Origin of the sequence: Arthrobacter sp. 754 (genome assembly GCF_040548695.1) — a bacterium.
In the GTDB taxonomy this organism is placed as follows: Bacteria; Actinomycetota; Actinomycetes; order Actinomycetales; family Micrococcaceae; genus Arthrobacter.
Genome location: NZ_JBEPSC010000005.1, coordinates 134588 through 161360, shown reverse-complemented (window position 1 = coordinate 161360; position 26773 = coordinate 134588). Strand labels below are relative to the sequence as shown.

The 26773-nt window shown below is 64.4% G+C and carries 28 protein-coding genes and 1 tRNA gene; 20 read left to right on the top strand and 9 right to left on the bottom strand.

Annotation, left to right across the window (positions count from 1 at the left end; all coding sequences use genetic code 11):
- Positions 1-7: 7 nt before the first annotated feature.
- Together ABIA70_RS15495 and ABIA70_RS15490 are read left to right on the top strand one after the other, a co-directional pair.
- Positions 8-1348, top strand: a complete 1341-nt coding sequence (locus ABIA70_RS15495; RefSeq protein WP_354148460.1) for a 3-oxoacyl-ACP reductase — start codon at positions 8-10, stop codon at positions 1346-1348.
- Positions 1345-2256, top strand: a complete 912-nt coding sequence (locus ABIA70_RS15490) for a MaoC family dehydratase (RefSeq protein WP_354148459.1) — start codon at positions 1345-1347, stop codon at positions 2254-2256. Before ABIA70_RS15495 ends, ABIA70_RS15490 begins: the two co-directional genes overlap by 4 nt.
- A 23-nt stretch (positions 2257-2279) precedes the next feature.
- Here ABIA70_RS15490 and ABIA70_RS15485 read toward each other — a convergent pair whose 3' ends face one another.
- The 4 genes from ABIA70_RS15485 to ABIA70_RS15470 all read right to left on the bottom strand — a co-directional run bounded on the left by ABIA70_RS15485 (position 2280) and on the right by ABIA70_RS15470 (position 6424).
- Positions 2280-3335 carry an FUSC family protein gene (locus ABIA70_RS15485; RefSeq protein ID WP_354148698.1) on the bottom strand — a complete coding sequence of 352 codons (1056 nt, stop codon included), beginning with the start codon at positions 3333-3335 and terminating at the stop codon, positions 2280-2282.
- A 105-nt stretch (positions 3336-3440) separates the two neighbouring features.
- Complete coding sequence (locus ABIA70_RS15480; RefSeq protein ID WP_354148458.1) at positions 3441-4550, bottom strand: serine hydrolase domain-containing protein; 1110 nt, start codon at positions 4548-4550, stop codon at positions 3441-3443.
- A 35-nt stretch (positions 4551-4585) separates the two neighbouring features.
- The gene (locus ABIA70_RS15475; RefSeq protein WP_354148457.1) at positions 4586-5671 is read right to left on the bottom strand and encodes a glutathione S-transferase family protein; all 1086 of its coding nucleotides are present in this window, start codon (positions 5669-5671) and stop codon (positions 4586-4588) included.
- Positions 5672-5680: 9 nt separating this feature from the next.
- On the bottom strand, positions 5681-6424 hold the full coding sequence (locus tag ABIA70_RS15470) for a M50 family metallopeptidase (RefSeq protein WP_354148456.1): 744 nt from the start codon (positions 6422-6424) through the stop codon (positions 5681-5683).
- Positions 6425-6529: 105 nt separating this feature from the next.
- Here ABIA70_RS15470 and ABIA70_RS15465 point away from each other — a divergent pair, with 105 nt between their 5' ends.
- Positions 6530-6994: a GatB/YqeY domain-containing protein gene (locus tag ABIA70_RS15465; RefSeq protein ID WP_354148455.1), complete on the top strand. Its 465-nt coding sequence runs from the start codon at positions 6530-6532 to the stop codon at positions 6992-6994.
- 109 nt (positions 6995-7103) lie between these two features.
- Here ABIA70_RS15465 and ABIA70_RS15460 read toward each other — a convergent pair whose 3' ends face one another.
- The gene (locus tag ABIA70_RS15460; protein WP_108598821.1) at positions 7104-7406 is read right to left on the bottom strand and encodes a DUF4193 domain-containing protein; all 303 of its coding nucleotides are present in this window, start codon (positions 7404-7406) and stop codon (positions 7104-7106) included.
- Between the two features lie 345 nt (positions 7407-7751).
- Here ABIA70_RS15460 and ABIA70_RS15455 point away from each other — a divergent pair, with 345 nt between their 5' ends.
- Together ABIA70_RS15455 and ABIA70_RS15450 are read left to right on the top strand one after the other, a co-directional pair.
- Entirely contained in the window at positions 7752-7967 is a 216-nt protein-coding gene (locus ABIA70_RS15455) for a hypothetical protein (protein ID WP_354148454.1), read from the top strand.
- A gap of 106 nt (positions 7968-8073) precedes the next feature.
- Positions 8074-8325 (top strand): hypothetical protein, encoded by a 252-nt coding sequence (locus ABIA70_RS15450; RefSeq protein WP_354148453.1) that lies wholly within the window; start codon positions 8074-8076, stop codon positions 8323-8325.
- Positions 8326-8384: 59 nt separating this feature from the next.
- Here the strand turns inward: ABIA70_RS15450 and ABIA70_RS15445 are convergent.
- A tRNA-Leu gene (locus tag ABIA70_RS15445) sits at positions 8385-8467 on the bottom strand.
- 174 nt (positions 8468-8641) lie between these two features.
- On the opposite strand from ABIA70_RS15445, the gene ABIA70_RS15440 reads away from it, so the two are divergent.
- Positions 8642-9946: a M20/M25/M40 family metallo-hydrolase gene (locus ABIA70_RS15440; RefSeq protein ID WP_354148452.1), complete on the top strand. Its 1305-nt coding sequence runs from the start codon at positions 8642-8644 to the stop codon at positions 9944-9946.
- Positions 9947-9957: 11 nt separating this feature from the next.
- Complete coding sequence (locus tag ABIA70_RS15435; RefSeq protein WP_354148451.1) at positions 9958-11118, top strand: acyl-CoA dehydrogenase family protein; 1161 nt, start codon at positions 9958-9960, stop codon at positions 11116-11118.
- Here the strand turns inward: ABIA70_RS15435 and ABIA70_RS15430 are convergent.
- Positions 11115-11348, bottom strand: a complete 234-nt coding sequence (locus tag ABIA70_RS15430; RefSeq protein ID WP_354148450.1) for a DUF5703 family protein — start codon at positions 11346-11348, stop codon at positions 11115-11117. The genes ABIA70_RS15435 and ABIA70_RS15430 overlap by 4 nt on opposite strands.
- Positions 11349-11387: 39 nt before the next feature.
- Here ABIA70_RS15430 and ABIA70_RS15425 point away from each other — a divergent pair, with 39 nt between their 5' ends.
- Complete coding sequence (locus tag ABIA70_RS15425) at positions 11388-11660, top strand: hypothetical protein (protein WP_354148449.1); 273 nt, start codon at positions 11388-11390, stop codon at positions 11658-11660.
- A 26-nt stretch (positions 11661-11686) separates the two neighbouring features.
- Here the strand turns inward: ABIA70_RS15425 and ABIA70_RS15420 are convergent, their stop codons facing one another.
- Complete coding sequence (locus tag ABIA70_RS15420) at positions 11687-12622, bottom strand: aldo/keto reductase (protein ID WP_354148448.1); 936 nt, start codon at positions 12620-12622, stop codon at positions 11687-11689.
- A 51-nt stretch (positions 12623-12673) separates the two neighbouring features.
- Between ABIA70_RS15420 and ABIA70_RS15415 the strand changes: the two genes are divergently transcribed.
- Entirely contained in the window at positions 12674-13507 is an 834-nt protein-coding gene (locus ABIA70_RS15415) for an undecaprenyl-diphosphate phosphatase (protein ID WP_354148447.1), read from the top strand.
- A 15-nt stretch (positions 13508-13522) separates the two neighbouring features.
- The gene (mshC, locus tag ABIA70_RS15410; RefSeq protein WP_354148446.1) at positions 13523-14800 is read left to right on the top strand and encodes a cysteine--1-D-myo-inosityl 2-amino-2-deoxy-alpha-D-glucopyranoside ligase; all 1278 of its coding nucleotides are present in this window, start codon (positions 13523-13525) and stop codon (positions 14798-14800) included.
- A 9-nt stretch (positions 14801-14809) separates the two neighbouring features.
- On the opposite strand, the gene ABIA70_RS15405 is transcribed toward mshC, so the two are convergent.
- Positions 14810-15715: a PAC2 family protein gene (locus tag ABIA70_RS15405; RefSeq protein ID WP_354148445.1), complete on the bottom strand. Its 906-nt coding sequence runs from the start codon at positions 15713-15715 to the stop codon at positions 14810-14812.
- Positions 15716-15915: 200 nt separating this feature from the next.
- Between ABIA70_RS15405 and ABIA70_RS15400 the strand changes: the two genes are divergently transcribed.
- From ABIA70_RS15400 to ABIA70_RS15355, 10 genes are all read left to right on the top strand, one after another.
- Positions 15916-16602 carry an HAD family hydrolase gene (locus ABIA70_RS15400; protein WP_354148697.1) on the top strand — a complete coding sequence of 229 codons (687 nt, stop codon included), beginning with the start codon at positions 15916-15918 and terminating at the stop codon, positions 16600-16602.
- Positions 16599-17744 (top strand): site-2 protease family protein, encoded by a 1146-nt coding sequence (locus ABIA70_RS15395; RefSeq protein ID WP_354148444.1) that lies wholly within the window; start codon positions 16599-16601, stop codon positions 17742-17744. The genes ABIA70_RS15400 and ABIA70_RS15395 overlap by 4 nt, the downstream gene beginning before the upstream one ends.
- Positions 17745-17879: 135 nt before the next feature.
- The gene (locus ABIA70_RS15390) at positions 17880-18944 is read left to right on the top strand and encodes a tRNA (adenine-N1)-methyltransferase (protein ID WP_354148443.1); all 1065 of its coding nucleotides are present in this window, start codon (positions 17880-17882) and stop codon (positions 18942-18944) included.
- 83 nt (positions 18945-19027) lie between these two features.
- On the top strand, positions 19028-20779 hold the full coding sequence (arc, locus tag ABIA70_RS15385; RefSeq protein WP_354148442.1) for a proteasome ATPase: 1752 nt from the start codon (positions 19028-19030) through the stop codon (positions 20777-20779).
- 50 nt (positions 20780-20829) lie between these two features.
- The gene (gene dop / locus ABIA70_RS15380; protein WP_354148696.1) at positions 20830-22449 is read left to right on the top strand and encodes a depupylase/deamidase Dop; all 1620 of its coding nucleotides are present in this window, start codon (positions 20830-20832) and stop codon (positions 22447-22449) included.
- 84 nt (positions 22450-22533) lie between these two features.
- Complete coding sequence (locus ABIA70_RS15375; protein ID WP_354148441.1) at positions 22534-22737, top strand: ubiquitin-like protein Pup; 204 nt, start codon at positions 22534-22536, stop codon at positions 22735-22737.
- Between the two features lie 82 nt (positions 22738-22819).
- Positions 22820-23641, top strand: coding sequence for a proteasome subunit beta (prcB, locus tag ABIA70_RS15370; RefSeq protein WP_354148440.1), 822 nt, complete (start codon positions 22820-22822; stop codon positions 23639-23641).
- Between the two features lies 1 nt (position 23642).
- The gene (gene prcA, locus ABIA70_RS15365; protein ID WP_354148439.1) at positions 23643-24362 is read left to right on the top strand and encodes a proteasome subunit alpha; all 720 of its coding nucleotides are present in this window, start codon (positions 23643-23645) and stop codon (positions 24360-24362) included.
- Between the two features lies 1 nt (position 24363).
- The gene (pafA, locus tag ABIA70_RS15360) at positions 24364-25728 is read left to right on the top strand and encodes a Pup--protein ligase (protein ID WP_354148438.1); all 1365 of its coding nucleotides are present in this window, start codon (positions 24364-24366) and stop codon (positions 25726-25728) included.
- A 111-nt stretch (positions 25729-25839) separates the two neighbouring features.
- Positions 25840-26769: an FKBP-type peptidyl-prolyl cis-trans isomerase gene (locus ABIA70_RS15355; protein WP_354148437.1), complete on the top strand. Its 930-nt coding sequence runs from the start codon at positions 25840-25842 to the stop codon at positions 26767-26769.
- Positions 26770-26773 lie beyond the last annotated feature (4 nt).

Here is a 26773-nt window from a genome sequence, read left to right as displayed (position 1 = left end):
GGACCCGATGACGGACAAATACACCCGGTTGGTGAACCAGGGTCTCGGCCGGAACGTCGCCAGGAAGCTTGGCCTGCCGCAACCCGCAATCCTACGCCGGTACCAGCCAGGACAGCCGCTGATCACCGGGCCCGTCCTGGTCCAGGGCTCCACGGCGGGCGCCGATGCCCTTGCCGCCACGCTCCTTGCCTGGGACCTCGACGTCCGAAGGCACGCCGTCCCGCGTGAACGGCTCGGCGCCATCATCCTGGTGCTGGACGACGTCGCGCATCCGGACGGCCTGGAACGTCCCGTCCTGTCGGTGGCGTCCTCATTGCGGGATCTCGGCCCGAGCGGCCGGGTCATAACGGTGTCGCGGCCGGTCACCGCCGGCCTGGCGCCTGCCCAGGCGGCGGCGCGCCAGGGTGTGGACGGTTTCCTGCGATCGCTGGCCATGGAACTCAGGGCGGGCTCAACCGGCAACGGGATCCTGCTCGAAGAGGGCATCGAAACGACAAGCCCCAGTGCGCTGGCGGCCGTGCGGTTCCTGCTCTCCGGCCGGTCAGCATATGTGGATGGCCAGTTCCTGACGGTCACTTCCGCCGACGGCACGCTCCCCGCGGACCCCGACAAACCACTGGCCGGCAAGGTCGCCGTGGTCACCGGCGCAGCCCGCGGAATCGGCGCAGCCATCGCGCGCACCCTCCACCGGGACGGGGCCACCCTGGTGCTGGTGGACATTCCGGCCGCCGGAGACCACCTCGCCCGGGTTGCCAACGAAATCCGCGGCACAGCCCTGCAACTGGACATCAGCCGCGATGACGCCGGCCAGCGGATCATCGATCACGCTGTCCAGCGCCACGGCCATCTGGACATTGTTATCCACAACGCCGGCATCACCAGGGACAAGCTGCTGGCCAACATGGACCACGCGCGCTGGAGTTCCGTCATCAACGTCAACGTTGCCGCGCAGCTCAGGATCAACGACGCGCTCCTGGCCTCAGATCATTTCCGTGATTCGCCCCGGATTGTTTCGGTCGCCTCCACAAGTGGAATCGCCGGTAACCGCGGACAGACCAACTACGCCGCGTCCAAAGCGGGCGTCATGGGGATGGTCCGGGCAACCGCGCCACTGCTGTCGGAGCGCGGCGGGACCATCAACGCCGTCGCCCCCGGCTTCATCGAGACGGACATGACCGCCCGGGTCCCGCTGGTACTCAGGGAAGCCGGCCGCCGGCTCAACTCGCTCCGCCAGGGCGGCCAACCCACTGACGTTGCCGAGGCCATCGCTTTCCTGGCAAGTGACGCCGCCGGCGGCATCAACGGCGGCGTGCTCCGCGTCTGCGGACAATACATGGTGGGGGCATGAGCCACGTCCAGCCGGTTATTCTCGGGGAAATGCCGTCACTGTCCAAGCTGTACGTCAATGCCGCCGCGCAGGCCGCCCGCCGGCGGGTGCTTGGCACCCATGGGGGTTCACGCCTGCCGGAATCCGGCCATGAGGTGCGGGGGGTAACGGCCGACGTCGTCAACCTCACCGCGTACCAGCACCTCATCGGACTGACGGCACGGGACACCCTGCCGGCCGGCTACCTTCACGCCCTGGCGTTCCCGCTGGCGATCAGCGTGATGAACCGGGACGATTTTCCGCTGCCTGTGCTGGGTATGATCCACCTCAGCAACCATGTCGAGCAACGCTCGCCGGTCCTGTTCACCCAGCCCCTGGACATCCTGGCGTGGGTGGAAAACCTCAGGGGACACCGGGCAGGCACGCAAGTGGACGTTGTGGCCGAGATCCGCGCGGCCGGTACACCGGACATCCGCTGGACGGGCCGCTCCACTTACCTGGCGAAGGGGGTGTTCCTGCCCGGGATCGACAAGCCCATCCCGCGCAACGGCCTGAATGACTTCACCCCGGGAGACCCGACGGCGATCTGGCAGCTGGGGGTCGACACGGGCCGGGCCTACGCGGCCGTGTCCGGGGACTTCAACCCGATCCACCTCAGCGTCCTGTCGGCCAAGGCACTGGGGATGCGGCGCTCCATCGCCCACGGCATGTACCTTGCCTCGCGGGCACTGGCGGACGTAGGCCCGGCCAAGGGCGAGGCTTTCAGCTGGGACATCACGTTCGAGGCGCCGGTGTTCCTGCCCGGGCGCGTTGCCTTGGATATCAGGACGGCGCAGGGGTCCGGCGGAGCCTGGCACCGTTCTGACTATGTCGCATGGAATCCCCGCTCGGGCCGGAAGCACTTCAGCGGCTCCGTGGCGCCGCTCTAAGGGAGCACCCTCGCTGCGCTGGGCTATCCAGATTGCGGCCGCGCGGCACGGAGAATCCGGTGCAGGCTCAGGAGAATTGACTCGGAAGCGGGCACGGCGCCTTCAGTGGGCGTCCGCGCTGCCGCCGCAGCCACGCATTCCTCCACCGCAGATTCGGCCGCAGCGAGCAGTTTCCGTTGTTCTTCCACGTCCTCGTGCTGGAATGACTGCAGCAGCTGGCCGGTCGCAGTCATGGCTTCCGCGAGCGGAGCACTGTCCTCAAAGGGGACTTCGTAGGGGACGTCGTCCTTCCAGATGACGTCGGCGAGGACCTCAGTCATGTCCTGGATGTGGAAGGTCACCCGCTCGAGTTCGCGGAGATTGCGGTAGTCAAGATCCACGTCGCGGGGGTGCAGCTTCCGCCGGGGGTTGGCACGGCGGCTGGCGTCAGCTTCTTCAACCAGGTGGCGTACAGACCGTGCCGCTTCGGCCAGCTTGTCCGAGCGGCTCGACCAGTCCTCATGCTCAGGCGGCCATTCCTCCTTCAGGGCCGCTCCCATGTCGGTGAGTTGCTGGCCCAACGCGGCGCGGAGTTCATTTATGCTCTTCGCCGCTGCAGCGAAATGCAGAGGCGGGAAGATGAGGAAGTTCACGGCAATGCCCACAGCCACGCCGGCCCCCATTTGGATCAGGTAGCCAAAGGAGTAGTCCTCCGGATCACTGCCTCCCACCAGCAGCACCAGGAGGGCCGCCGTCGGGATCCAGTCACTCCCTGAACCGATCCTGGGCAGCCCTCCCAGCAGGACTCCGATGCCCATGAACACGGCCACACTGATCGGCGAGGGATCTGTGACGTTGACCAGGAGGAATGCCAGGCCAATACCTATGGCCAGGCCCGCCAGGGCCTGAACGCCCTGCCTTACCGAACCCGACACGTTGTGGTACATCGCAACGAGGGCGCCAAGGGGTGCGTAGTACGGGTAGTTCGCAGCGGCGCCCGGCATGAGCGGGGCAATGAGGAACGCCAATCCTGCCGCGATCGCCGCCTTGGCCGCGAGCTGCAAACGCTGCACGGTAAAGGCGGCGGCCAGTCCGGCCACGGCATTTCTTAGAAGCGTCGTTTCCTTGGCACTGGGCTCCGGCTGGGTTTTAGAGTTTCGCACCGCCCAACATTAGGGCGCCGCTTCGATCAGGACAAGGCGACGCTAGGACAGCATAGACGCTGCCCGCCGTACCTCAGCGGCGAGCCGGTGCGCTTTCCCTGGCGTACGGCCTTCCTCGGCCCGCTGCGGGATGTAGCCAAAACCCAGACCGTAGGCGGGATCCGCGAAGCCGAGCGCAGCGTTTGCACCCTCGTGGCCGAAAGCGCGATGGCTGCCAAAATTCCGTGATGGATGCGGCTTCATGAAAACCACGGCGAACGCGTTATCCAGCCCGGAGGTCCGGTCCAGTCCCCAGACCTGCTCCTGGGACATGGCATTGATGGTGTTAGGGATCAGTAACGCTGCCCCGCCGTCGACGCCGGTTGTCGCCGCTGCGTAAAGGCGGGCCAGGCCCTCGGCGGTGCCGACGCCGCCGGCAGCACTCATCCCGGCGGCGCGTACCACCCGCCGGTTAGGCAGTTCCATGATCGATCCGACTGCCGCGTTGCTGTTCAGGCCATCCAGGCTCAAAGGATCCAGCCAGGGCTGTCCGGGTTCCACCTCGTAAATAACGTCCCGGTAGCGCGGCTCCAGTTCTTCGGGCAGGCCCAGGAAGAAGTCGATTCCGTAGGCGCCCCGGATCCTGTGCTCATAGATGCTCTGCAGGTCTCTCCCGCTGACCCGCCGGCAAAGTTCCTCCATGAGGATGCCGATGGTGAGGGCGTGGTAGCCGAAGCAACGACCCGGACGCCATGAAGGCCTGGCGGCAGCGAGCCTCGCAGCTGCCTGCGTTGTGTGAAATTCGTCAAGGGCGAATCCGCCTTCCACACCGATGAGGCCAGCCTGGTGCGACAGTGCTTCACGCACCAGGAGCCGGTCCTTGCCGAGGACACCGAACTCGGGCCAGTAGTGCGCTACGGTCCGGTCAAGGTCCAGAAGCCCGTCCTGGACCAGCAATGAAATCACCAGCGCGGCTACGCCCTTGGAGACGGAATAAGCACCCGTCATGGAATCGGCGGTAATATGCGGTCCGCCGTTCAGGTCCACAACCTTCCGACCGTTCCGGTAGGCGGCGACCTGCGCGCTGTATTCCGGATCTTCCGCCAGCAAGGCCTCAAACAGGTTCAGAACGTTCTCATATCCGGGAGCTGCAAAGCCGTTCGATTTCTGCATGGTTCCCAGCCTAGCGGGTCAGAAAGCGCTTTCCTTCAGGAACGCGCGCCGTGGCCCGCCGCGACTTCCTCGCCGGGCCGGACCGGCCCAGGAGGAGTGCCGTCGCCGAACGGCCGGCCGCCAAGGGCTTCCCTGTTGTGCGGCTCCAGCCAGCCGGCAAGATCAGGTCCCTGCGGAACGATCCCGGTGGGGTTGATGTCCTCATGAACGATGTAATAGTGCTGCTTGATCTGGACGAAGTCGATGGTGTCGCCAAAGCCGGGGGTCTGGAAGAGATCCCGTGCATATCCCCAAAGCGCTGGCAGCTCGGTCAGTTTCTGCCGGTTGCACTTGAAATGCCCGTGGTACACCGGGTCGAAGCGGGCAAGAGTGGTGAACAGTCGCACGTCCGCCTCAGTGATGGTCTCGCCCACCAGGAATCTCTGGCCGGTGAGGCGTTCCTCAAGCCAGTCCAATGCCGTCCACAGGCGGTCGTACGCGGCGTTGTAGGCGTCCTGGGAGCCGGCGAAGCCGCACCGGTAAACGCCGTTGTTGACCTCAGTGAAAACCCGCTTATTGACCGCGTCGATCTCCTCCCGGAGGGCCTCGGGGTAAAGGTCCGGGGCGCCGTCACGGTGAAACGCGGTCCATTCCGTGGAGAAGTCAAGGGTGATCTGCGGAAAGTTGTTCGTCACCACCGCGCCGCTGGGCACGTCGACGATGGCCGGTACGGTAATGCCGCGCGGATAATCCGGGAAGCGACGGAAATAAGACTCCTGGATCCGTTCTATACCGAGCACAGGGTCCACCCCGCCGGGGTCCAGGTCAAAGGTCCATGAGCGTGCGTCGTGGGTGGGACCAGGCTGGCCCAAAGAGATGGCGTCCTCCAGCCCAAGGAGCCTGCGCACGATCACGGTCCGGTTTGCCCAGGGGCACGCACGCGCCGCTATCAGCCGGTAGCGGCCGGCTTCCACGGCCCAGCCCGGCTCGCCGTTGTCGCCGGCACGCCCGTCACGGGTAATCCGGTCCTCTATGTAATTCGTGTCCCGGGTGAATTCCGCTCCGCCGGTGACGTAGGCGCCACGGGTGCTGTGGTCCGGGGTTCCCGTGGTCTTCTGGGTCGCTTGCGTTTCCTGGCTCATGGGACCAGCCTATGCGCCGGCGGCAAGGATCGTGGAGATGGGGAGCCAGGCGACCAGCCAGCAGCCTGCCACGACCGCGGTGAACAGGACTATCCAGATAAAAGCCGGCACCGACGTGGCCCGGTACAGCAGGTAGGCGTCGGAACTGGCCAGTCTGTCGCGCCGGCGGAGGTGCACGTTGGTCAGTTTGATGAGGTCCCGGACAGCGGCCACGAGCAGGGCCAGTCCCAGAACGATCGCTGCGGGACCGCTGAATTCGGCAGGCACCCACAGGACCAGTGCGGCGCTGCCGAGGACACAAACCGCGGTGATCAGCAGCCCTGCCAGGTTACGGATGAAGATGAGCGAGACAAGCAGTATGAGGGTTCCGACGACGAGTGCGGCAGGTCCCCAGCCGCTGAAGCCGCACCACACGAATGCCGCGCCCACCAGGGCCGGTACGGGGTACCCCCAGAACCCGGACCAGACGGCGGCAATTGGCCGGCGGCTGTAGCTGGTGGTTGTGCCTGAGTGGTCGAGCCTGAGGTGGATCCCGCCGAGGCGCTGTCCGCTCAGTACAGCGGCGAAGGCATGGCCGAGCTCATGGGTAGCTGTTGCCAGCAGGCCGAAGTACTGCCAGGTCTGCCGCGGGATGGACAACGCGATCGCTGCGGCCAGGACAACCAACAGCTCGGTAAGCGTTACGGCGGGCGGTGCCGTGCGGCTGAAGGCTTCGATCAGCCGTTGCCACAGTTGCCCGGGGAGGGGGATCATGGCGGTCAGGAGGGGGAGTGGTCATTGTCAGCCATAGACCTCTACGGTACTAGAGGACCCTGAAAGACCACCCGCCGGGCCTGGCGTTGATGAACAGAGGAAATCGTGAGCACTTTGAAGGAACGGCTGCATGCCGACGTCGTAGTCCATATGAAGGAACGCAACAAGACGGCGTTGACGACCGTCCGCAATGTATTGGGCGAAATCGAAACGCGGGAGAAGTCAGGCAAAGCTCCCATCGAGCTTGACGACCTCCAGGTGACGGCACTGCTGCAGAAGGAAGCAGCCAAGCGGCGCGATACGGCCCGCATCTACACCGAGGCAGGCGAGCCTGAGCGCGCTGCCGCCGAAATTGCCGAAGCACAGGTTATCGAGGCCTATCTGCCCCAGGCCTTAACGCAGGCGGAAGTGGAGGCGATCGTGGATGAGGTCATCGCCGGCCTGCGGGAAGAGGGACGGGAGCTGACGGCCCGGCAGATGGGAGAGGTCATGAAACCCGTGACCGCGAAAGTTGCGGGCCGCTTCGACGGCAAGGCCGTGAGCCAGATCGTCCGCAGCCGCCTTGCCTAGAGGCCGGTAGCCCCACAACACGTAAGGCACGTCCACCATTGGGTGGCCGTGCCTTACATGTGCTGCCGGCACCGGAAATGGCCGGCGCCGGGAAGTCCTTTGTGACGGATCAGCCTTCGCAGTCCGTGCAGTAAGTGTGTCCGTCTTTCTGCTTCGCAATCTGTGAGCGGTGCCGGACCAGGAAGCAGGAATAGCAGGTGAACTCGTCGTCGGCCTGCGGGATGACCTGAACCACCAGTTCTTCGGCTACGAATTCGCCTCCGGGAACACCGGCGCCGTCCAGTCCGTCTGCTTCATCGAGCTCGAGGACCACGCTGCGGGCGTCCGGCGCGTTGGCTGACTGAAGCTGCTCGAGCGAGTTGTCCTGTGATTCCTTGACGTCGGAACGGAGCTCGTCGTAATCGGTTGCCACTTAGGTGTTTCTCTTTTCTTTGGTTCGTCTGTCGCGTATGAAACGTACAGCATCACACTGGTATTCCCCAATAGGTTCACGGAATTAAACCCCACATCCGCCGGAAAGTGCACCGGATGTGACCAACGGCACCTCCACTGCCGGCTGGTGAGGGCGCGAACACGGGGTTGGGAACGGGAGGTATTCGCAATCCCCCAGAGGCGCCGGCAGAAGGCGGAAAATTTTCGTTGTCTTCCGTAGTGGAGTGGCGTACTTTGGGGGCTCGGGGACCTCTCATATTCCTCGTCAATACCATGTTGCACACCGTGAGAACCAGCACCCATTCGGAAGGCAGCATCGATCACGATGAACATCAAAGACAATTGGGACCGCCTCGACCCGGCCACGCAGACGTGGCTCATCGAGAACCCGGGATGCCAGATTCTTCCGCGGACAATCACGTCCATCATCTCCAAGGAAACCGGAGCAGATCCTGCCACCGGGCAGCATGGGGAGATGGCCCTGTCCAAGGAAGACCATGACTTCATCCGCTCCAGAGCAGGCCGGGCCCTCAGCACGTGAGGTCACAGAAAGCCCCCGGAATCCACGGATTTCAGGGGCTTTCGCCATTTAAGGCACGCACCGGGGCGCATTCCTGATCAACCGGCGGCTAACAGGGGGAATTCAAGTGAGCGAGAACCGAACTGCACGCCGCGGGGGATGGCCTGGAACCGTGCTCTGGGGCCTGCTGGTCATTGCCGCCGTGGTCCTCATCGCCATAGGACTGCGGAGTGCCCTCTTCTTCGGCTACATGCCCGAACCCTCACAGGTCAAGGATCTTGAGACCGGCAGCCTCTACATCTTTGCGGGATCCGCCGTGTCTCTGGGTGCGGCACCGTGGTCAGCCCTTCGTGGTGATCCCTTTTGGGTCACGGCCTGAGGGGCCGTAGACGCAGAAAAGCCCCTGGAATCCGTGAATTCCAAGGGCTTTTCCCATTGTGCGCGGAGGGGGACTTGAACCCCCACCCCCTTTCGAGGACTAGCACCTCAAGCTAGCGCGTCTGCCATTCCGCCACCCGCGCAGGTGGTAATTCGGACCGCGATTCCGCCTTTCAGCGTTTCGCTCTTGTCCGAAGCAGCGAGAAAAACTCTAACACGAACTTTCCGGAAAGATGGAATCGGGACAACTGGGTAGGCTGAAGGCACATGAGGCCGCACAGCTTCTTAGCCGCCGTCCTACCGCCCAAGGAGTTTTTATGTCTGACATCCGTGCCGAGGATGAAGTAGTCCGGATCTGCCAGGAACTCATCCGAATCGACACCTCGAACTTTGGTGACGGATCCGGGCCGGGGGAGCGCGCGGCGGCTGAATACACCGCGGGACTGATCGAGGAGGTCGGCCTCACGGCCGAGATCTTCGAATCCGCCCCGGGCCGGGCCAGCGTGGTGACCCGGATGGAAGGGGAGGACCCATCGGCCAGTGCGTTGGTGGTGCATGGCCATCTGGATGTGGTTCCAGCCCTGCGTGAACAGTGGTCGGTGGATCCTTTCGGCGCCGAACTGAAGGACGGGCTCATCTGGGGCCGCGGGGCAGTTGACATGAAGGACATGGACGCCATGATCCTCTCCGTTATGCGGGATTTCGCCAGATCGGGACGCAAGCCCAAACGCGACATTGTCTTCGCTTTCTTCGCCGATGAGGAAGCGGGCGGCGAGTACGGCGCCCGCTATGCGGTGGACAAGCGGCCGGAGCTTTTCGATGGAGCAACGGAAGCCATCTCGGAGGTCGGCGGGTTCTCAGCGACCATCGGCGGTCAGCGCACTTATCTCCTGCAAACAGCCGAGAAGGGCATATCGTGGCTTCGCCTCGTAGCCCACGGCCGCGCAGGCCATGGTTCGCAGATCAACACCGACAACGCGGTCACGCGCCTGGCCGCGGCGGTGACCCGGATCGGCGAATACAAATGGCCCATCGAACTGACCCCCACCACGATTCAGTTCCTGGACGGCGTGACAGAACTCACCGGCGTCGAGTTCGATCCGGATAACCCTGACCGCCTGCTGGACCAGCTCGGCACGGTGGCCCGGTTCGTGGGAGCCACCCTGCAGAACACCACCAACCCCACATTGCTCAAGGGCGGCTACAAGCACAACGTCATCCCCGAATCTGCCGAAGCCCTGGTGGACTGCCGGACCTTGCCCGGCCAGCAGGACCACGTCCTGGAGATCGTAAGGGACCTCGCCGGCGCCGGCGTCGAAGTCAGCTACGTCCACAACGACGTCTCACTCGAAGTCCCGTTCGCCGGAAACCTGGTGGACTCCATGATCGACGCACTCCACTCCGAGGACCCCGGGGCCAAGGTTCTGCCCTACACGCTCTCCGGGGGAACGGACAACAAGTCACTCAGCCGATTGGGCATCACAGGCTACGGCTTCGCTCCGCTCCAACTGCCGGACGAACTCGATTTCACCGGCATGTTCCATGGCGTGGATGAAAGGGTCCCGGCCGACTCGCTGAAGTTCGGTGCCCGGGTCCTGAACACCCTTCTCACCAACTACTGAGGAAGCCGGCCTTGACTCCCGAAGAAGTGCTCCCCGAACCGCTTATCGAAGCCATCCGCGGGCGCGCTGCAGGCTACGACCGGGACAACGCATTCTTCACCGAAGACCTTGAGGAGTTGACGGCGGCCGGCTATCTCAAAATGTTTGTTCCCATGTCCGACGGCGGTCGGGGGCTCGGGCTCGAGGCTGCAGCCCAGTGCCAGCGGAGGTTGGCGACGGCCGCCCCGGCCACCGCCCTGGCGGTCAACATGCATCTGGTGTGGACCGGCGTCGCGCAGGTCTTGGCAGCCCGGGGGGACCGGTCCCTGGACTTTGTCCTGCGGGAAGCCGGCGGGGGAGAGATCTTTGCGTTCGGAAACTCTGAAGCAGGCAACGATTCCGTACTTTTCGACTCAAAGACTGATGCCGTCGCACTTCCGGGCGGAGGCTACAGCTTTACCGGGACGAAGATCTTCACAAGCCTTTCGCCGGCGTGGACGCGGCTGGGGATCTTCGGCAAGGACGGCCAGGGGCGGGATGGCCAGGGGGAACTGGTCCACGGGTTCATCACCCGGGACACCCCCGGGTACAGGATCCTGGACGACTGGAACACCCTCGGCATGCGCGCCAGCCAGTCCAACACCACGGTGCTGGAGGGAGTGGAGGTGGGTGCCGACCGGATCTTCCGCAGGCTGCCCGTCGGGCCGGCCCCGGACCCGCTGATTTTTGCCATTTTCGCCTGCTTCGAATCCCTCCTCGCCGCCGTATATACGGGCATCGGCGAGAGAGCCGTTGTTCTGGCGGTGGAGGCCGTGAAACGACGGACATCGTTCAAGAACGACGGCAGAAGCTACTCCCAGGACCCGGACATCCGGTGGAAGGTGGCCGAGGCCGCCATGGCGATGGACAGCCTCTACCCCCAACTGCAGTCCGTAACCCGCGACGTCGATGCCCTCGCCGAACATGGTGCCCAGTGGTTTCCCAAACTCGTTGGATTGAAAGTCAATGCGACGGAGACGGCGCGCCGGGTGGTGGACCTGGCGATCCGCGTCAGTGGGGGGTCCAGTTACTTCCGGGGCTCGGAACTCGAACGTTTGTACCGCGACGTACTGGCCGGGATGTTCCATCCCTCGGATGATGAATCAGCCCACAACACCGTGGCGAACGCCTGGCTGGGACCTCTTGAGACCTAGACGGTCCGCCGGACCTGCATGACACGCCGGCGGAGCCAGAAGCGCCTGGCGCCGCCAAGATACAGCTTGCTGCGTTCGAGTTCCCACTTGCCGTATTCGGAGTGCTCCACGAGCCGGCGCCTGGCTTCAGGCAGTGAATCGACGGGACTGACCGTCAGTACGAGGTACTCGTACTGACCGAGAAAGTCCCGTTCCCGCTGGACCGAGCTGGCCAGAAAATGTTCCTTCATTGCTCTCCATTTTCGTCCTTTTCCGGCTAACGTGAAGTCATGAGCATCGATCCGCGTGTCGCGCTTCAATCCTTGACCACCGCCTTGGAAGAACACCTTATAGCAGCATCCAACCGACGCGGAGATGGGGATCCTGCCGTTGAAGCCGCGTTTTTCGCGGTGGCCGATGCTTTCGAGGTCTATGAAGACGCAATCTACGAGGCTTACAGCGAAGTCACACCCCTCCAGGTCTTTGACGATGAGGAAGACGAGGACGAGGACGAGGAATCCGGTGTCGACGACGACGAGGACATCGAGATCCTCGAAGACTGAATTTGCGTAACCCGGCCAAGGAGCGGCTAGCCGGGCTGGGATACGTCCTCAAGCGCACGGGCAATTTCCGGTGGAAGGCGCGTGAGCTGGGCGGCCAGGATTTCCTTGGCCTGGACGGGGGTCCGGGGCCCGATGACGGCCGTTGCCACGCCGTGCTGGGCCAGCAGCCAGCTCAGCGAAACGTCCAGTGACGTCCGTCCCAACCCCTTGGCGGCCATCGCAACCGCCTCCACAACGCTTGAGGGCTCCGGCGCCAGATACGGTTCCACATACGGGGCAGAATCAGTGCGGGCCGCGCGGGAATCGGCAGGAATGCTGCTGCGGTACTTTCCAGTCAGGACACCACGCCCCAATGGCGCCCACGCCATGAGCCCGAGCCCGGCATCTTCGACGGCGGGTATCAGTTCCGCCTCCGGCTTTCGTTGCAGGAGCGAATACTCGGCCTGTGCGGCAACCATGGGAAACCCGGCCACGGCGGCTGCTTTGGCGCTCTGCCAGCCGTTGAAATTCGAGATCCCCACGTACCGGGCGCGGCCGCTGTGGAGCGCGAATTCTAGGGCGGACAGGGTCTCCTCCAGTGGCACGTTTCCGTCCCATGCCTGGGCAAACCAGAGGTCCACATAGTCGGTCCCAAGCCTGGCAAGGCTGGCGTCCAGGCCGGTCAGCATCGCGTTCCTGGAGGTGTCAACCGTCCGGCGGCCGTCCGACGTCGACGTCCCCGCTTTCGTGGAGATGCACACCTCAGTGCGGGAGACGACGTCACCGAGCAGAGAGCCGATCATGGCCTCGGCCCGCCCGTCAGCGTACGAGGCAGCAGTATCGATGAGTTTTCCACCACCATCGACGAAGGTCCGCAATATCTCAGTGGCGTCCTGTTCGTCGGTTTCACCGGCCCAGGACATGGTGCCGAGAGAGAGGGCGGAGACTCGCAATCCACTGTTGCCGACGTAACGCTGCTGCATAGCTGCAAGCTTACGGGGATTGAACTCAGGTCCATGACGTAGGGTCTTAGCGTGAACTGGTTTGAGGCGGCCCTGCTGGGCCTTGTGCAGGGACTGACCGAATTTCTTCCGATTTCATCAAGCGCGCATCTGCGCATCGTAGGCCAATTCCTGCCAAACGCCGCTGACCCGGGGGCGGCCTTTACGGCAATAACCCAACTGGGCACGGAAACAGCGGTGGTGGTCTACTTCTGGCGCGACATCGTCCGGATCGTCAAGGCGTGGGCAGGCTCCCTTACCGGAAAAATCTCCCGGCAGGACCCGGATGCCCGCATGGGATGGCTGGTCATCCTGGGCAGCCTCCCCATCATCGTGCTCGGACTGCTGTTCCAGGACCAGATCGAATCCGTGCTCCGCAGCCTGTGGCTCGTGGCGACGATGCTTATTGTTTTCGGGCTCTTCCTGGCAGTGGCGGATGCGATAGGGAAGCAGGAACGCGAACTTACACGGCTGACTTATAAACACGGCATCCTCTACGGCTTCGCCCAGGCACTTGCCCTCATTCCGGGCGTATCCCGGTCCGGCGGGACCATCACGGCAGGTCTCCTCATGGGCTACACCCGTGAGGCTGCTGCCCGGTATTCCTTCCTCCTTGCGATCCCTGCGGTGTTCGGCAGCGGCCTCTACCAGCTGTACAAAGTGGTTTCCAAGGAAGGCCTTACCGGGCCGTACGGTCTTCCAGAGACTGCGCTCGCCACAGTCATCGCGTTCGTGGTGGGCTATGTGATCATCGGCTGGTTCCTCAAATTCATCTCCACCCGGAGCTACCGGCTCTTTGTCTGGTACCGCATCATCCTGGGTATGGCCCTTTACCTCCTGCTCGGTTTCAATGTCATCAGCGCCTAGCACTAGGCTTGGTCTGTGAAATCCTGGACCTCCCGCCCTGTCCCCGTGCTGCCCGGCACCATGCCCGCCCTCCGGCTGTTCGACACAGCCCAGGGGAAAGAGGCGGCACTTCCGGCCGGCGGTGAGCAGTCCATGTATGTCTGCGGAATAACTCCCTATGACGCCACCCACATGGGCCACGCCGCCAGCTACGTTGCGTTTGACCTTCTGAACAGGGCATGGCGCGATGCCGGCCAACAGGTCTCCTATGTGCAGAACGTGACCGACGTCGACGACCCCTTGCTGGAGCGAGCCACGGCCACCGGCGTCGACTGGCGGGACCTGGCGGCGAGCCAGATTGAGCTTTTCCAGACCGACATGGAGGCGTTGAACGTCCTGGCGCCGGACCACTACGTGGGCGCTGTTGAATCGGTGCCCCTGATTGTTCCGGCCATCGAGCGGCTGGTGGATCTCGGGCTCGCGTACCGCGTACCCGGCACAGCGGGAGAGCCCGACGGCGACGTCTACTACGACGTCGAAGCCGCCGGGAAGCACACCGTCGCCCCGGACGCCTGGACCCTTGGTTCCATCTCCCATTTGGGAGAGTCGGAAATGCTGGAACTGTTTGCCGAACGCGGCGGGGACCCCGGCCGTGCCGGAAAACGGCAGGCCCTGGACCCGCTGCTGTGGCGCGTGGCCCGGGAGGGCGAGCCGAAGTGGCACGGCGGCGAACTGGGTGAGGGTAGGCCGGGCTGGCACATCGAGTGCACGGTCATCGCCCAGCAGTACCTTCCCGCCCCCTTCACGGTCCAGGGCGGCGGCACGGACCTCATCTTCCCCCACCATGAGATGGGTGCCGGCCACGCCTATTCGTTGGCCGGCGTCCCGCTGGCGCACCATTACGCCCACGCAGGAATGGTGGGCCTCGACGGCGAAAAGATGAGCAAGTCCAAGGGCAACCTGGTCCTCGTTTCCAGGCTGCGGGCCGAAGGCGAAGAGCCTGCCGCCATCCGCCTGGCGATCCTGGCGCACCACTACCGTTCCGACTGGTCCTGGACGGCCGAGGGGTTTGCCGAGGCGAAAGACAGGCTGGCCACCTGGCGGCGTGCCCTTGCCGGTGCGCCGGAGGGTTCGGCTGCCGGAGTGATCACAGAAATGCGGTCCGCCCTTGCCGCTGACCTCGATGCGCCGGCGGCACTGGCTGCCATGGACCGCTGGGCAGCAGCAGCAAACTCCGCCGCGGCAGCGGGCTGCCCGCAGGACCAGGCACTGGTGAGCGACGCCGCTGACGCCCTGCTCGGCGTCGTACTTTAGGGACGTACTTTACGGTTTGTCCCGGCCCCTGCGCTTGAGGTAACGCTCGAACTCGCGGGCGATGGATTCGCCGGTGGCTTCCGGGAGGTCGGCAGTGTCCTTTGCTTCCTCGAGCTGACGCACATAGGCCGCGATTTCGGGATCCTCCGTGGCCAATTCGTCTACGCCCCGCTCCCAGGCAGCTGACTCCTCGGCCAGCTCGTGGGTATCAAGCGGGACCTGGAGAAGCTCCTCCACCCGGTTCAGGAGAGCCAGCTGGGCTTTCGGCGACGGGGCCTGCGCCACGTAGTGCGGGACCGCAGCCCAGAGGGAAACGGTGGGAATGCCGGCCAGTAACGCCACCTCGGCCAGGACGCCGACAATACCGACCGGACCTTCATACTGGGAAGCCTCAAGGTTCAGCCGCTCCCGCAGCGGGGCGTCATCCGAAGACGTGCTCACCGGGATCGGCCTGCTGTGGGGGACATCCGCCAGGAGGGCTCCCACGAGGATCACGTAGTCCACCTTGAGCGCTTCGGCATGGACCAGCAGTTCCGCGGTGTAGGCGCGCCACTTGTAGGAGGGCTCAGTGCCCTGGACAAAGATGACGTCCACATTTGAATCCGGCACACTCGCCTTGTAGATCCGGGTGGACGGCCACTTGATTTTGCGTTCTCCCGTTGCGGTCCGGCGGACGGTGGGACGGGTGAACTGGAAGTCGTAGTATTCGTCGGCATCGATGGACGCAACCTTCTTGCCGCCCCAAAGCCTGTTCAGATAGCGCAAGGAGTCACTGGCGGCTTCGCCGGCATCATTCCAGCCCTCGAAAGCGGCAAGCATCACAGTGATGCGTTCCCCAGCGGCCACTGGCAGCAGGAACTGCTCCGGTTCAGGCGTGGCACCGGGTTCCGTGGTGTCTCCGTCGAAGCTATTCATTTCTTCACCCTACGTCCAAGAACCGGCGTGACGCATTGAATGAAGCGCGAAAAAGTATGAAGGTGCACCTGGGGGAGCGGGAACGCAATACTGATATTCGCCGAGGGCGTATCCCCCGGCTGGCGTTCAGGCCCGCATCGTAGACTGAAAACATGCGACCCTCACCCTCCGTGTCCCCGCTCAGAGCCGTACTTTGGGATATGGACGGCACCATCGTTGACACCGAGCCCTACTGGATTGCCGCCGAACATGCCCTGGTGGGAGCCCATGGCGGAACCTGGTCGCACCACCAGGCCATGCAGCTCGTGGGCCAGTCGTTGACATACTCAGCCGGGATCCTCCAGGAAGCCGGCGTTCAGCTGGAGATCCGGGAGATCATTGACTCGCTGACGGCGGAGGTCATCAGCAGCGTCCAGCGGTCGGTTCCCTGGCGCCCTGGTGCACGGGAGCTTCTGGAGGACCTGCACCAGGCCGGCGTGAGGTGTGCACTGGTCACCATGTCAGAAGCACCTCTGGCACGCGAAATTGTGGCCAGCCTTCCCAAGCCGTACTTTGAGTTCCTGGTCACCGGCGACACCGTGAGCCAGGGCAAGCCGCACCCGGAGGCGTACCTGACGGCGGTTGAACTGCTCCAGGATGCGGACCCCGGCCTGACCATCGGGCACTGCGTCGCGCTGGAGGACTCCGCGCCGGGAGTGGCAGCCGCAGTAGCCTCCGGCGTCGCCACCGTGGCCATCCCGCACATTGTTCCGCTGCCCGAGGACCCCAGGCACACCATGTGGGAGTCGCTGGCCGGCCGCACGGTCTCTGATCTTGAAGCCATAGCCGCGGTCAGCATGGCGGCGGCCGCAGTCCTGCCCGCACCGTTGTCCGGGAGGACACCATGAGTGCAGCCCCCGTAACAGGGCGCCGTGAAGGCATCAGCCTTGGGCGTATCGCCGGTATTCCGGTGATCCTTGCCTACTCCTGGTTCGTGATTGCCGCGTTCACTGTCATCGTCTACGGGCCGGTGCTGACGCAGAGGAATCCGGCGCTTGGCGTCGCCGCCTACTATGTGGCGTTCGCTTATGCCCTGCTTCTGCTGATATCCGTTTTGGTCCACGAACTGGCGCACGCGCTTACGGCCAAGATCTTCGGCTGGCCCACGCAGAAGATCGTGCTCAACCTGTGGGGCGGACACACCCAGTTTGAGAACTTCACGGCATCGCCCGGGCGCTCCGTCATCGTGGCCCTGGCCGGGCCCGCAGCGAACCTGGCCCTCGCCGGCAGCGCCTGGGTGGTCCTGTCCAGCGTCAGCATGGGCAGCGTGGCAGAGATCCTCGTCAATATTTTTATGTGGGCAAATTTCGTCATTGGGATATTCAACGTCCTGCCGGGGCTCCCGCTGGATGGCGGAAGGATCGTCGAGTCGGCCGTCTGGAAAGCCACCGGGAGCCAGGCCAAGGGGACAGTTGCCGCCGGTTGGGCCGGCCGTGTCATCGTGGTTGGACTGGTTCTCTGGTTCATCGGCCGGCCCCTGCTCGGAGGCGGCGAGACGGACTTCAGTGTTTTGATGGTCACAGTCCTTGTATGCGGGTTCCTGTGGATGGGGGCGAGCGCCTCGATCCAGCAGGGAACCCTGCGCGGCAGGCTGCACCTGGTCAGCGCCGCCGCGCTGGCGGGCCCCGCCGTCGGCATTCCCGCCACCGCCACCGTGACGGACCTCCACAGGCTCTCACCTGATGCTTCGCAGGCTGTTGTTGTCTGTGGGCCTGACGGACGCCCGCAGGGTGTAGTCGATAGGGCCGCCGTCGCTGCAGTCCCGGCCTCCGCTGCGGGATCCACGCCGGTTACCGCGGTCTCCTATGCCCTGGCTCCCGGAGCCTACGTTCCCGAGTGGTCCCAGGGGCAGGAGCTGATCCAGTACCTTTCCCAGCTCGGAGGCCATGAATATGCGGTGGTGGACCATAACGGAATTGTGACCGGACTCCTGGCGCAGGACGCTGTGGTCGGCGCCATCACTGGCAAGGCCGTCCGTTCAAATAGATAACCGCAGGGCCAAAACCGGTAGAGTTACGTGCCGGTCGTGTATTGCTGCCGCTTGGCCGCCCCTAAGGTTGCCCCGCAACGGGCGGACCCTTTCAATGCGCGCGGCCCCCACAGTGTTACAGGAGCGAGGAATTCCATGAGCAGCGAAACTGCAGCCACCGAAGCGGCAGCGGCAACCACGTCGGGCCCGGCCACCGCCGGCGCCCAGCCCGTTGGCGCTGCCCGGCGCCGGGGTCCCTTCCGTGAAGGGGAACGCGTCCAGCTGACGGACGAGCGCGGCCGCATGAACACCATCACCCTGGAAAGCGGAGGTGCCTTCCATACCCACCGCGGTTTCCTGAACCACGACGAAATCATCGGCAAGGTGGACGGCTCGGTGGTAGTGAACAACGTTGGCCAGCAGTACCAGACGCTGCGCCCGCTCCTTTCCGACTTTGTCCTCTCCATGCCCCGTGGCGCGGCCGTGGTCTACCCCAAGGACGCCGGCCAGATCGTCACCATGGCTGATATTTTCCCCGGGGCCAGGGTTGTCGAAGCCGGCGTGGGTTCGGGCGCACTTTCCATCTCGCTGCTGCGGGCAGTGGGCGACAACGGCTACCTCCATTCCTTTGAGCGGCGCGAGGAATTCGCTGACATTGCCCGCGGCAACGTGGAGACCATCTTTGGCGGCCCGCACCCGGCATGGCAGATTTCACTCGGCGATTTCCAGGAGGAAGTGGTCCGCACCGAAGCCCCCGGTTCCGTTGACCGCGTGGTGCTGGACATGCTGGCGCCCTGGGAGTGCCTCGATGCCGTCGCCACCGTGCTTGCTCCCGGCGGCGTCTGGATCAACTACGTCGCCACCGTCACGCAGCTTTCCCGGACAGCGGAAGCCATCAGGGCCGACGGCCGCTTCACCGAGCCCGACGCGTGGGAGTCAATGGTCCGTGGCTGGCACCTGGAAGGTCTCGCCGTGCGCCCGGACCACCGCATGGTGGCCCACACGGGTTTCCTGCTGGTCACGCGCCGCCTTGCCGACGGCGTCACCGGGATTTCAGTCAAGCGGCGCCCCTCAAAGACGGACTTCAACGAAGACGACGTCAATGCCTGGACCCCCGGCGCGGTGGGCGAACGTCTCGTCTCGGACAAGAAGCTTCGCCGTGCAGCACGCGACGCCATCGCCGGAACCAACGTCAAGGATGACCCCGAGGTCACGAACTAGTCCATATTTCGGGAGTCGCCAGCAGTACCTGCCAACTTGGGGCTAAGGTCTTAAGAGGAAGAGCAGGAAGGGGCTGATGCATCATGGAGACGCCGAACCAGGACTCCGGACGTACACCGGCGGAGCAGTCGGCCGCCAATGAACTGACTGTCGCGGACCGGCAGGTGAACATCCTCAGGGACAAGCTCAGGCACATCGACCGCCAGCTTGCAGCCGCTACGCAGAACAACACCAAGCTCGTCAGCATGCTGGAGGCGGCCAAAGCCGAGATCCTGCGGCTCAAGAATGCGCTGGAGCAGGAAGGCCAGCCGCCATACAGCTTTGGCACCATTCTGCAGCTCAACCCCAAGCGTCCGCCGTCCATCGGCGGCAGCAGCCAGGCGGCCACGGAGGAATCCGTGGACATCTTCAACGCCGGCCGGAAGATGCGGGTAGGGATCAGCCCGCTGGTCAACATCAGCCAGCTCGCCGTCGGCCAGGAGGTCCTCCTCAACGAGGCATTGCTGGTTGTTGCCGGCCTTGGCTACGAGCGGGCCGGTGAGCTTGCAACGCTCAAGGAAATGCTGGGAGCGGACCGCGCGCTGGTGGTGGGACGCGCCGATGAAGAACGGGTCATCAGATTGTCCGGCGCGCTGCTCTCCGAAAAGCTCAGGGTCGGGGACGCGTTGTCCATCGACTCACGGACCGGCTACGCCCTCGAGAAGGTGCCGCGCTCAGAGGTGGAGAACCTGGTTCTCGAGGAAGTCCCGGATATCACTTACGAGGATATCGGCGGCCTCGGCCCGCAGATCGAGCAGATCCGGGACGCGGTTGAACTGCCGTTCCTGCACCCGGACCTGTACCGCGAGCACGGCCTCAAGGCACCCAAGGGCATCCTCCTCTACGGTCCGCCGGGTTGCGGCAAAACCCTGATCGCCAAAGCTGTTGCGAACTCGCTCGCCGCGCGGGCTGCCGAGCGGTCCGGCAACGTGGACCTGAAGAGCTACTTCCTCAACATCAAGGGGCCCGAGCTCCTGGATAAGTACGTGGGTGAGACGGAGCGCCATATCCGCCTGATCTTCTCCCGGGCCCGCGAGAAAGCCTCAGACGGCAGCCCCGTGGTGGTTTTCTTCGACGAGATGGACTCACTGTTCCGGACCCGCGGAACGGGCATCTCCTCCGATGTCGAGACCACCATCGTCCCGCAGCTGCTCAGTGAGATCGACGGAGTCGAGAGGCTGGACAACGTCATTGTCATCGGTGCGTCCAACCGCGAGGACATGATTGACCCCGCCATCCTCCGGCCCGGCCGCCTTGACGTGAAAGTGAAGATCCAGCGTCCGGACGCCGAAGCAGCGGCGGACATCTTCAACAAGTACATCACCACGGACCTCCCGTTCCATGAATCCGACCTCGCAGAGCACGACGGCGACGTCCAGGCCACCGTGGACGCCATGGTCCAGCGGACCGTCGAAGCCATGTACTCCACGGAGAAATCCAATGAGTACTTGGAAGTCACGTACGCCAACGGCGACACGGAGATGCTGTACTTCAAGGACTTCAACTCCGGGGCCGTGGTCCAGAACGTTGTGGACCGTGCCAAGAAGTACGCCATCAAGGACCTGCTGACCCTGCACCAGAAGGGCCTCCGGATCGAGCACCTCCTTCGTGCCGTCGTTGATGAATTCCGCGAACACGAGGACATGCCCAACACCACCAACCCGGACGACTGGGCCCGGATCTCCGGTAAGAAGGGCGAGCGGATCACATACATCCGCACTATCGTGCAGGGCAAGGCCGGGCAGGAGCCGGGCAAATCCATCGAAACCATGCCCAACACGGGGCAGTACCTGTGACAGCAGTCCCGGAACGTGCCGGCGGGGGATCGCTCCCGGCCGGAGGAGCCATGCGTGTCATGGGCGCGGAAACCGAGTACGGCATCCATGCGCCGTCCGCGCCCGGAGCCAACGCCACCATGATGTCCGCCCGCGTCGTGCAGGCTTATGCCCACGTGACGCGGCAGCGGGCAGCCGGCGGCGCCGAAACCCGGTGGGACTACACGGACGAGGAGCCGTTGCACGACGCCCGTGGCTGGACCCTGGAACGGGGATCGGCCCACCCGAGCCAGCTTACCGACCAGCCGCCGGTGCTCGACGCCGAAGCGGTGGCACTGGCCTACGGCCGGGAGGAACTGGAGCTGGACGGCGAGGACGAGTCCGGAAGCCTCCTGATGAACATGGTCCTGGGGAACGGCGCCCGCCTGTACGTTGACCACGCCCACCCGGAGTACTCAAGCCCAGAGGTGACCAATCCCCGTGATGCCGTGGTCTGGGACGCCGCCGGGGACCTCGTTGCACTGGCTGCGGTGCGGCGCCTGGCCGCGGACCCGGAGCTGCCTCCCGTCAACCTGTACAAGAACAACACGGACAACAAGTCCGTCTCCTACGGCTCCCACGAGAACTACCTCATGCCGCGCTCCGTCCCGTTCGGAGACATCGTGCGGGGGCTGACTCCGTTCTTCGTGACGCGCCAGATCATGTGCGGCGCCGGGAGGGTAGGCCTGGGCCAGGACAGCTCCACCCCCGGCTACCAGATCAGCCAGCGGGCGGACTTCTTCGAGGCCGAGGTAGGGCTGGAAACCACTATCCGGCGGCCCATCATCAACACCCGCGATGAACCCCACGCCACTGCCGACAAATACCGGCGCCTGCACGTCATCATCGGGGACGCCAACCTGAGCCAGACCTCGAACTACCTCAAGTTCGGCACCACCGCCATGGTCCTCAGCCTCATCGAGGCCGGCCTCGCGCCGAAAGTGGAGGTCCATGAGCCGGTGTCGGCACTGCAGGCAGTCAGCCACGACACAACACTGACGGCCAAGCTTCGGCTGCTGGACGGCAGGCGGGTGACCGCCTTGGACCTGCAGTGGATTTACCACGAGGCCGCGGCGAAGCTGGCGCAGGACACCGGGGTTGGCGATGCCGTGGACGGGGACGGCCACACCCACGATGTACTCGACCGCTGGGCAGCCACCCTCACCCAACTGGACACCGACAGGAACGCGGCAGCCACGTCCGTTGAATGGTTGGCGAAACTGTCCCTGCTCGAGGGGTACCGCCAACGCGACAACCTTGCCTGGGATGACGCGAGGCTCGGTCTTGTGGACCTGCAATGGGCCGATATCCGGCCTGAGAAGGGCCTGTACTACCGGTTTCTAGCCAGGAACCGGATGCAGCGGGTCGTCGAGGACGCCCGCATCGCCGCGGCGGTGACCGAACCGCCGCCGGACACACGTGCCTTCTTCCGCGGGCGCTGCATCAGCAGCTTCGGCAAAGACGTGGTGGGGGCCAGCTGGGACTCAGTCATTTTCGATGTCCCGGGCTACGGCAGGCTCCAGCGTGTGCCCACCCGCGAACCCCTGCGGGGCACCAGGGCGCTGACCGGAGGGCTCTTTGCCCGCCACCGGACGGCAGGACCGTTCCTCGCCGAATTGCTCGGGCAAAATACTGCTCCGCCTCGGGCGTAAACGCCGACAGCGGGCGCGCAGCGTGGCAATATGGGCGTATCGGCAGATCCGCCCGGATCCGATGATTCAGAGGGAGAGATCACAATGGCAGGCCAGGAGCAACAGAAGCCACAATCACACGACAGCCAGGTCGACGAGGAGATCGCGGACGCCCCTCCGGCGGCCCCCGAGGCCCGGGCATCCGCAGCGACGGAGGGCGTTGATGACCTCCTTGACGAGATAGACGGCGTCCTGGAATCCAACGCCGAGGAGTTCGTCCGCGCCTTCGTTCAAAAGGGCGGTCAGTAAAGCCGGTACCGGGTCCACTGCTACGCGGCGCCCGGCCGGAATCTTTACCGACGTTGAAGGACCACGTTCAAGGAGTGCATCAGTGCAGGAATCAACCGCCAACCAGGTAGCCGGCAACGCGACGTCGTCCTTTACCGAGCACCTGCAACGGGACCGGCCGGACCTGCTTCCGTATAACCGGGCACTGCCGCTCCCTGCTGCCGCAGCGGCGCCGCTGCAGGTGCCGCACGCCACAACCATCGTGGCGATGGGCTACGCCGGCGGCGTGCTGATGGCCGGAGACCGGCGGGCCACAATGGGCAATGTCATTGCCAGCCGCCACATCGAAAAGGTCTTCCCGGCAGACAGGTACTCCGTGCTGGGAATCGCAGGCACGGCAGGGATCGCCATCGACCTCACCCGGCTGTTCCAGGTGGAACTGGAGCATTACGAAAAAATCGAAGGCACGCTCCTGAGCCTCGACGGCAAGGCCAACCGGCTCGGCGCCATGATCCGGGGCAACCTCCCGATGGCACTGCAGGGACTGGCAGTAGTGCCATTGTTTGCCGGCTTCGATACGACCGCCGGGGTGGGACGCCTCTTCTCCTACGACGTCACCGGCGGCAGGTACGAGGAACGCGAGCACCACACAGTGGGCTCCGGCTCCGTTTTTGCGCGGGGGGCCCTGAAAAAACTGTGGCGGCCCAACCTGACCGAAGCGGAAGCAGTGTCCGTCGCGGTGGAATCACTCTACGACGCGGCCGACGACGACTCCGCCACCGGCGGTCCGGATCCGGTCCGCCAGCTGTGGCCCGTGGTGTACACGGTGAACCGGAGCGGCGCGCGGCGTGTCCCGGAAGCAGAACTCGCGGCAGTCGCGGGCCGCATCATCGAAGTCCGTTCTGCCGAGCGGCGGGAGGCCTGAGATGACGCAGCAGTTTTATGTTTCCCCCGAACAGCTGATGAAGGACCGTGCGGACTTCGCACGGAAAGGCATCGCCCGCGGCAGGTCCGTGGTGGTGATCAGCTGCGAGGACGGGATCGCGCTGGTGGCTGAGAACCCCTCGCCTTCACTGCATAAGATCGGCGAGATCTACGACAAAATAGCGTTTGCCGCCGTCGGCAAGTACAACGAATTCGAAAGCCTCCGCCAGGCGGGCGTCCGGTACGCGGATGTCCGGGGCTACTCCTACGACCGCGAGGACGTCACAGCGCGGGGTCTCGCCAGCGTCTACGCCCAAAGCCTCGGTGCGGTTTTCACTGCTGAACAGAAACCTTTTGAGGTTGAACTGGCTGTCGCTGAAGTGGGCCAGACCCCGGAGCTGGACCACCTCTACCGGTTGACGTTCGACGGCTCAATCGCCGACGAGCACGGGTTCATTGTGATGGGTGGCCAGGCGGAACGCGTATCGGCGTCCATAGCCGGCGGCTGGCGGTCATCGCTCCGGTTCGCCGGCGCCGTCCGGCTGGCCATTGGCGCCCTTGCCAACGATGCTGACCAGAACGAGGCCGCAGGGACACCCCCTGCCAAAGCCGTCGAGGTTGCCGTCCTGGACCGGAAGTCGGAAACCTCCAGGGGTTCCCGCCGCGCCTTCCGACGACTGAACGACGCCGACATCACGGCGCTGCTTGCTGAGGAGGACTGAGATGGACAAACGGATCTTTGGCATCGAAACGGAATTCGGGATCTCTTACTCGAGCCCCGATTCGCGGCCGTTGGCGCCTGAAGAAGTAGCCCGCTACCTCTTCCGCAAGGTGGTGAGCTGGGGCCGTTCCTCCAACGTCTTCCTGACCAACGGGTCGCGCCTATACCTTGACGTCGGTTCCCACCCGGAGTACGCCACGGCGGAATGCGACGACCTCGCCCAGCTGATCGCGCACGACCGCGCGGGCGAGCTCATCCTTGACGACCTCGTGGACGAAGCACAGGCGAGGCTGGCCGCGGAGGGCTTCAACGGCACCGTCTACCTGTTTAAGAACAATACGGATTCGGCCGGGAACTCCTATGGCAGCCATGAGAACTACCTGATCCCGCGCCGGGGTGAATTCTCCAGGCTTGCCGAGATCCTGATCCCGTTCCTGGTGACGCGCCAGCTCATAGCCGGTGCGGGAAAGATCCTGAAAACCCCCCACGGTGCGACCTACGCTTTCTCGCAGCGGGCAGACCACATCTGGGAGGGCGTCTCGTCGGCCACCACGCGCTCCCGTCCCATCATCAACACCCGGGACGAGCCTCACGCCGACGCCGAATTCTTCCGCCGGCTCCACGTCATTGTGGGCGATTCCAACATGTCCGAGACCACCGCCCTGCTCAAGGTCGGCACGGTGGACTTGATCCTGCGGATGATCGAGGCGGGAGTGATCATGCGTGACATGAGGATGGAGAACCCCATCCGCAGCATCCGCGAAATCTCCCACGACCTCAGTGGAAGGGCACTGGTGCGGCTGGCCAACGGCCGCCAGCTCACGGCGCTGGAGATCCAGCAGGAGTACCTGACCAAAGTCACCGCCTTCGTGCACGAGCACGGCGCCCACAACCCGCATGTTCCGCTCATCCTTGACCTGTGGGAACGGACTCTGAGGGCCATTGAAAGCGGTGACACCAGCACCATCGACACCGAAATTGACTGGGCCATCAAGAAGAAGCTGATGGACAAGTACCGGGAGCGGCACGGCCTGGGTTTGGATGCACCCAGGATTGCGCAGCTTGACCTGACCTATCACGACATTTCGCGGACCCGCGGGCTGTTCTACCTGCTGCAGGGCCGCGGTGCAGTCCGCCGGATTGTGGATGACACCGTGGTCAAGGACGCCGTAGATGCACCGCCGCAGACCACGCGGGCGAAGTTGCGGGGCGACTTCGTCCGGCGCGCCCAGGAACTGGGCCGGGACTACACCGTTGACTGGGTGCATCTGAAGCTCAATGACCGCGCGCACCAGACCATCCTCTGCAAGGATCCGTTCCGCAGCGTCGACGACCGGGTGGACGCCCTGCTGGACTCTATGGGCTGACGTTCAGGTTGAGGGGCTATCCTTGACAGGGCCGTTCTTTGGCCCTGAAGCGGCGCCGAGGCACCTGTGCCCGGCATCGCGTCCACCCTGCCCCGACGAAAGTTCTCTTACGTGCGCCGAATCCTAGCAATCCTTATCCCCGGTCTGCTGTTGCTTACCGCCTGTGGCGGTTCCCCCGCAGCACCGGAACCCACCAGCCAGACCGCAGGTGATACTGCCAAGTTCGACTCCCTGAAACTGACGGACAACGGGGACAAGACAGCTCCCGGCGTTGAGTTCTCCAAGCCGCTTGAAGTTACAGAGCCCACCGTCAAGGTGGTCACCGAGGGCAACGGCGAGAGGGTGAAGGCCAACCAGGTCGCGAACATTTCCATCCTCGCGCTGAGCGGCGCCGACGGTTCCAAGCTGGAAGACACTTTCGCAGGCGAACCCGAACCGCTCGAGCTTAACGACGAACTGAAGACCGGCAGCCCGGTCATCTACAACGCGTTCGTCGGTTCCAAGGTCGGTTCCAACCTCGCCCTTGCCATCCCGGGCCAGGCGGCCGCCGAGGGAGCTGCAGCCCAGCCCACGCAGCTCCTGGTCATCAAGGTGGTCTCGGCCGAGGATGTAACTCCCGCCCTCGAGAAGCCCGAAGGCGACACCGTGACACCGCCGGCTGGTTTGCCGACGGTGACCGAGAACGGCCAGGGTGTTCCGGAGATCAAAGTCGAAGGAGCAGCGGCTCCGACCGCCCTCGTGTCCCAGGACCTCATCAAGGGCAAGGGCGCGGAGGTCAAGGAAACTGACACCCTGACCGTGAACTACGTCGGCGTCACCCTGGTGGGCGGCACCAAGTTCGACTCAAGCTTTGACCGCGGCGAAACCGCCAGCTTCCCGCTGACCGGCGTCATCAAGGGCTGGACCCAGGGCCTGGCGGGCAAGACCGTGGGCTCACGGGTCCTGCTGGTCATCCCCAAGGACCTCGCCTACGGCGACCAGGGCCAGGGCGAAGCCAAGGGCGACCTTGTTTTCGTTGTGGACATCCTCGGCGCCAAGTAACCTT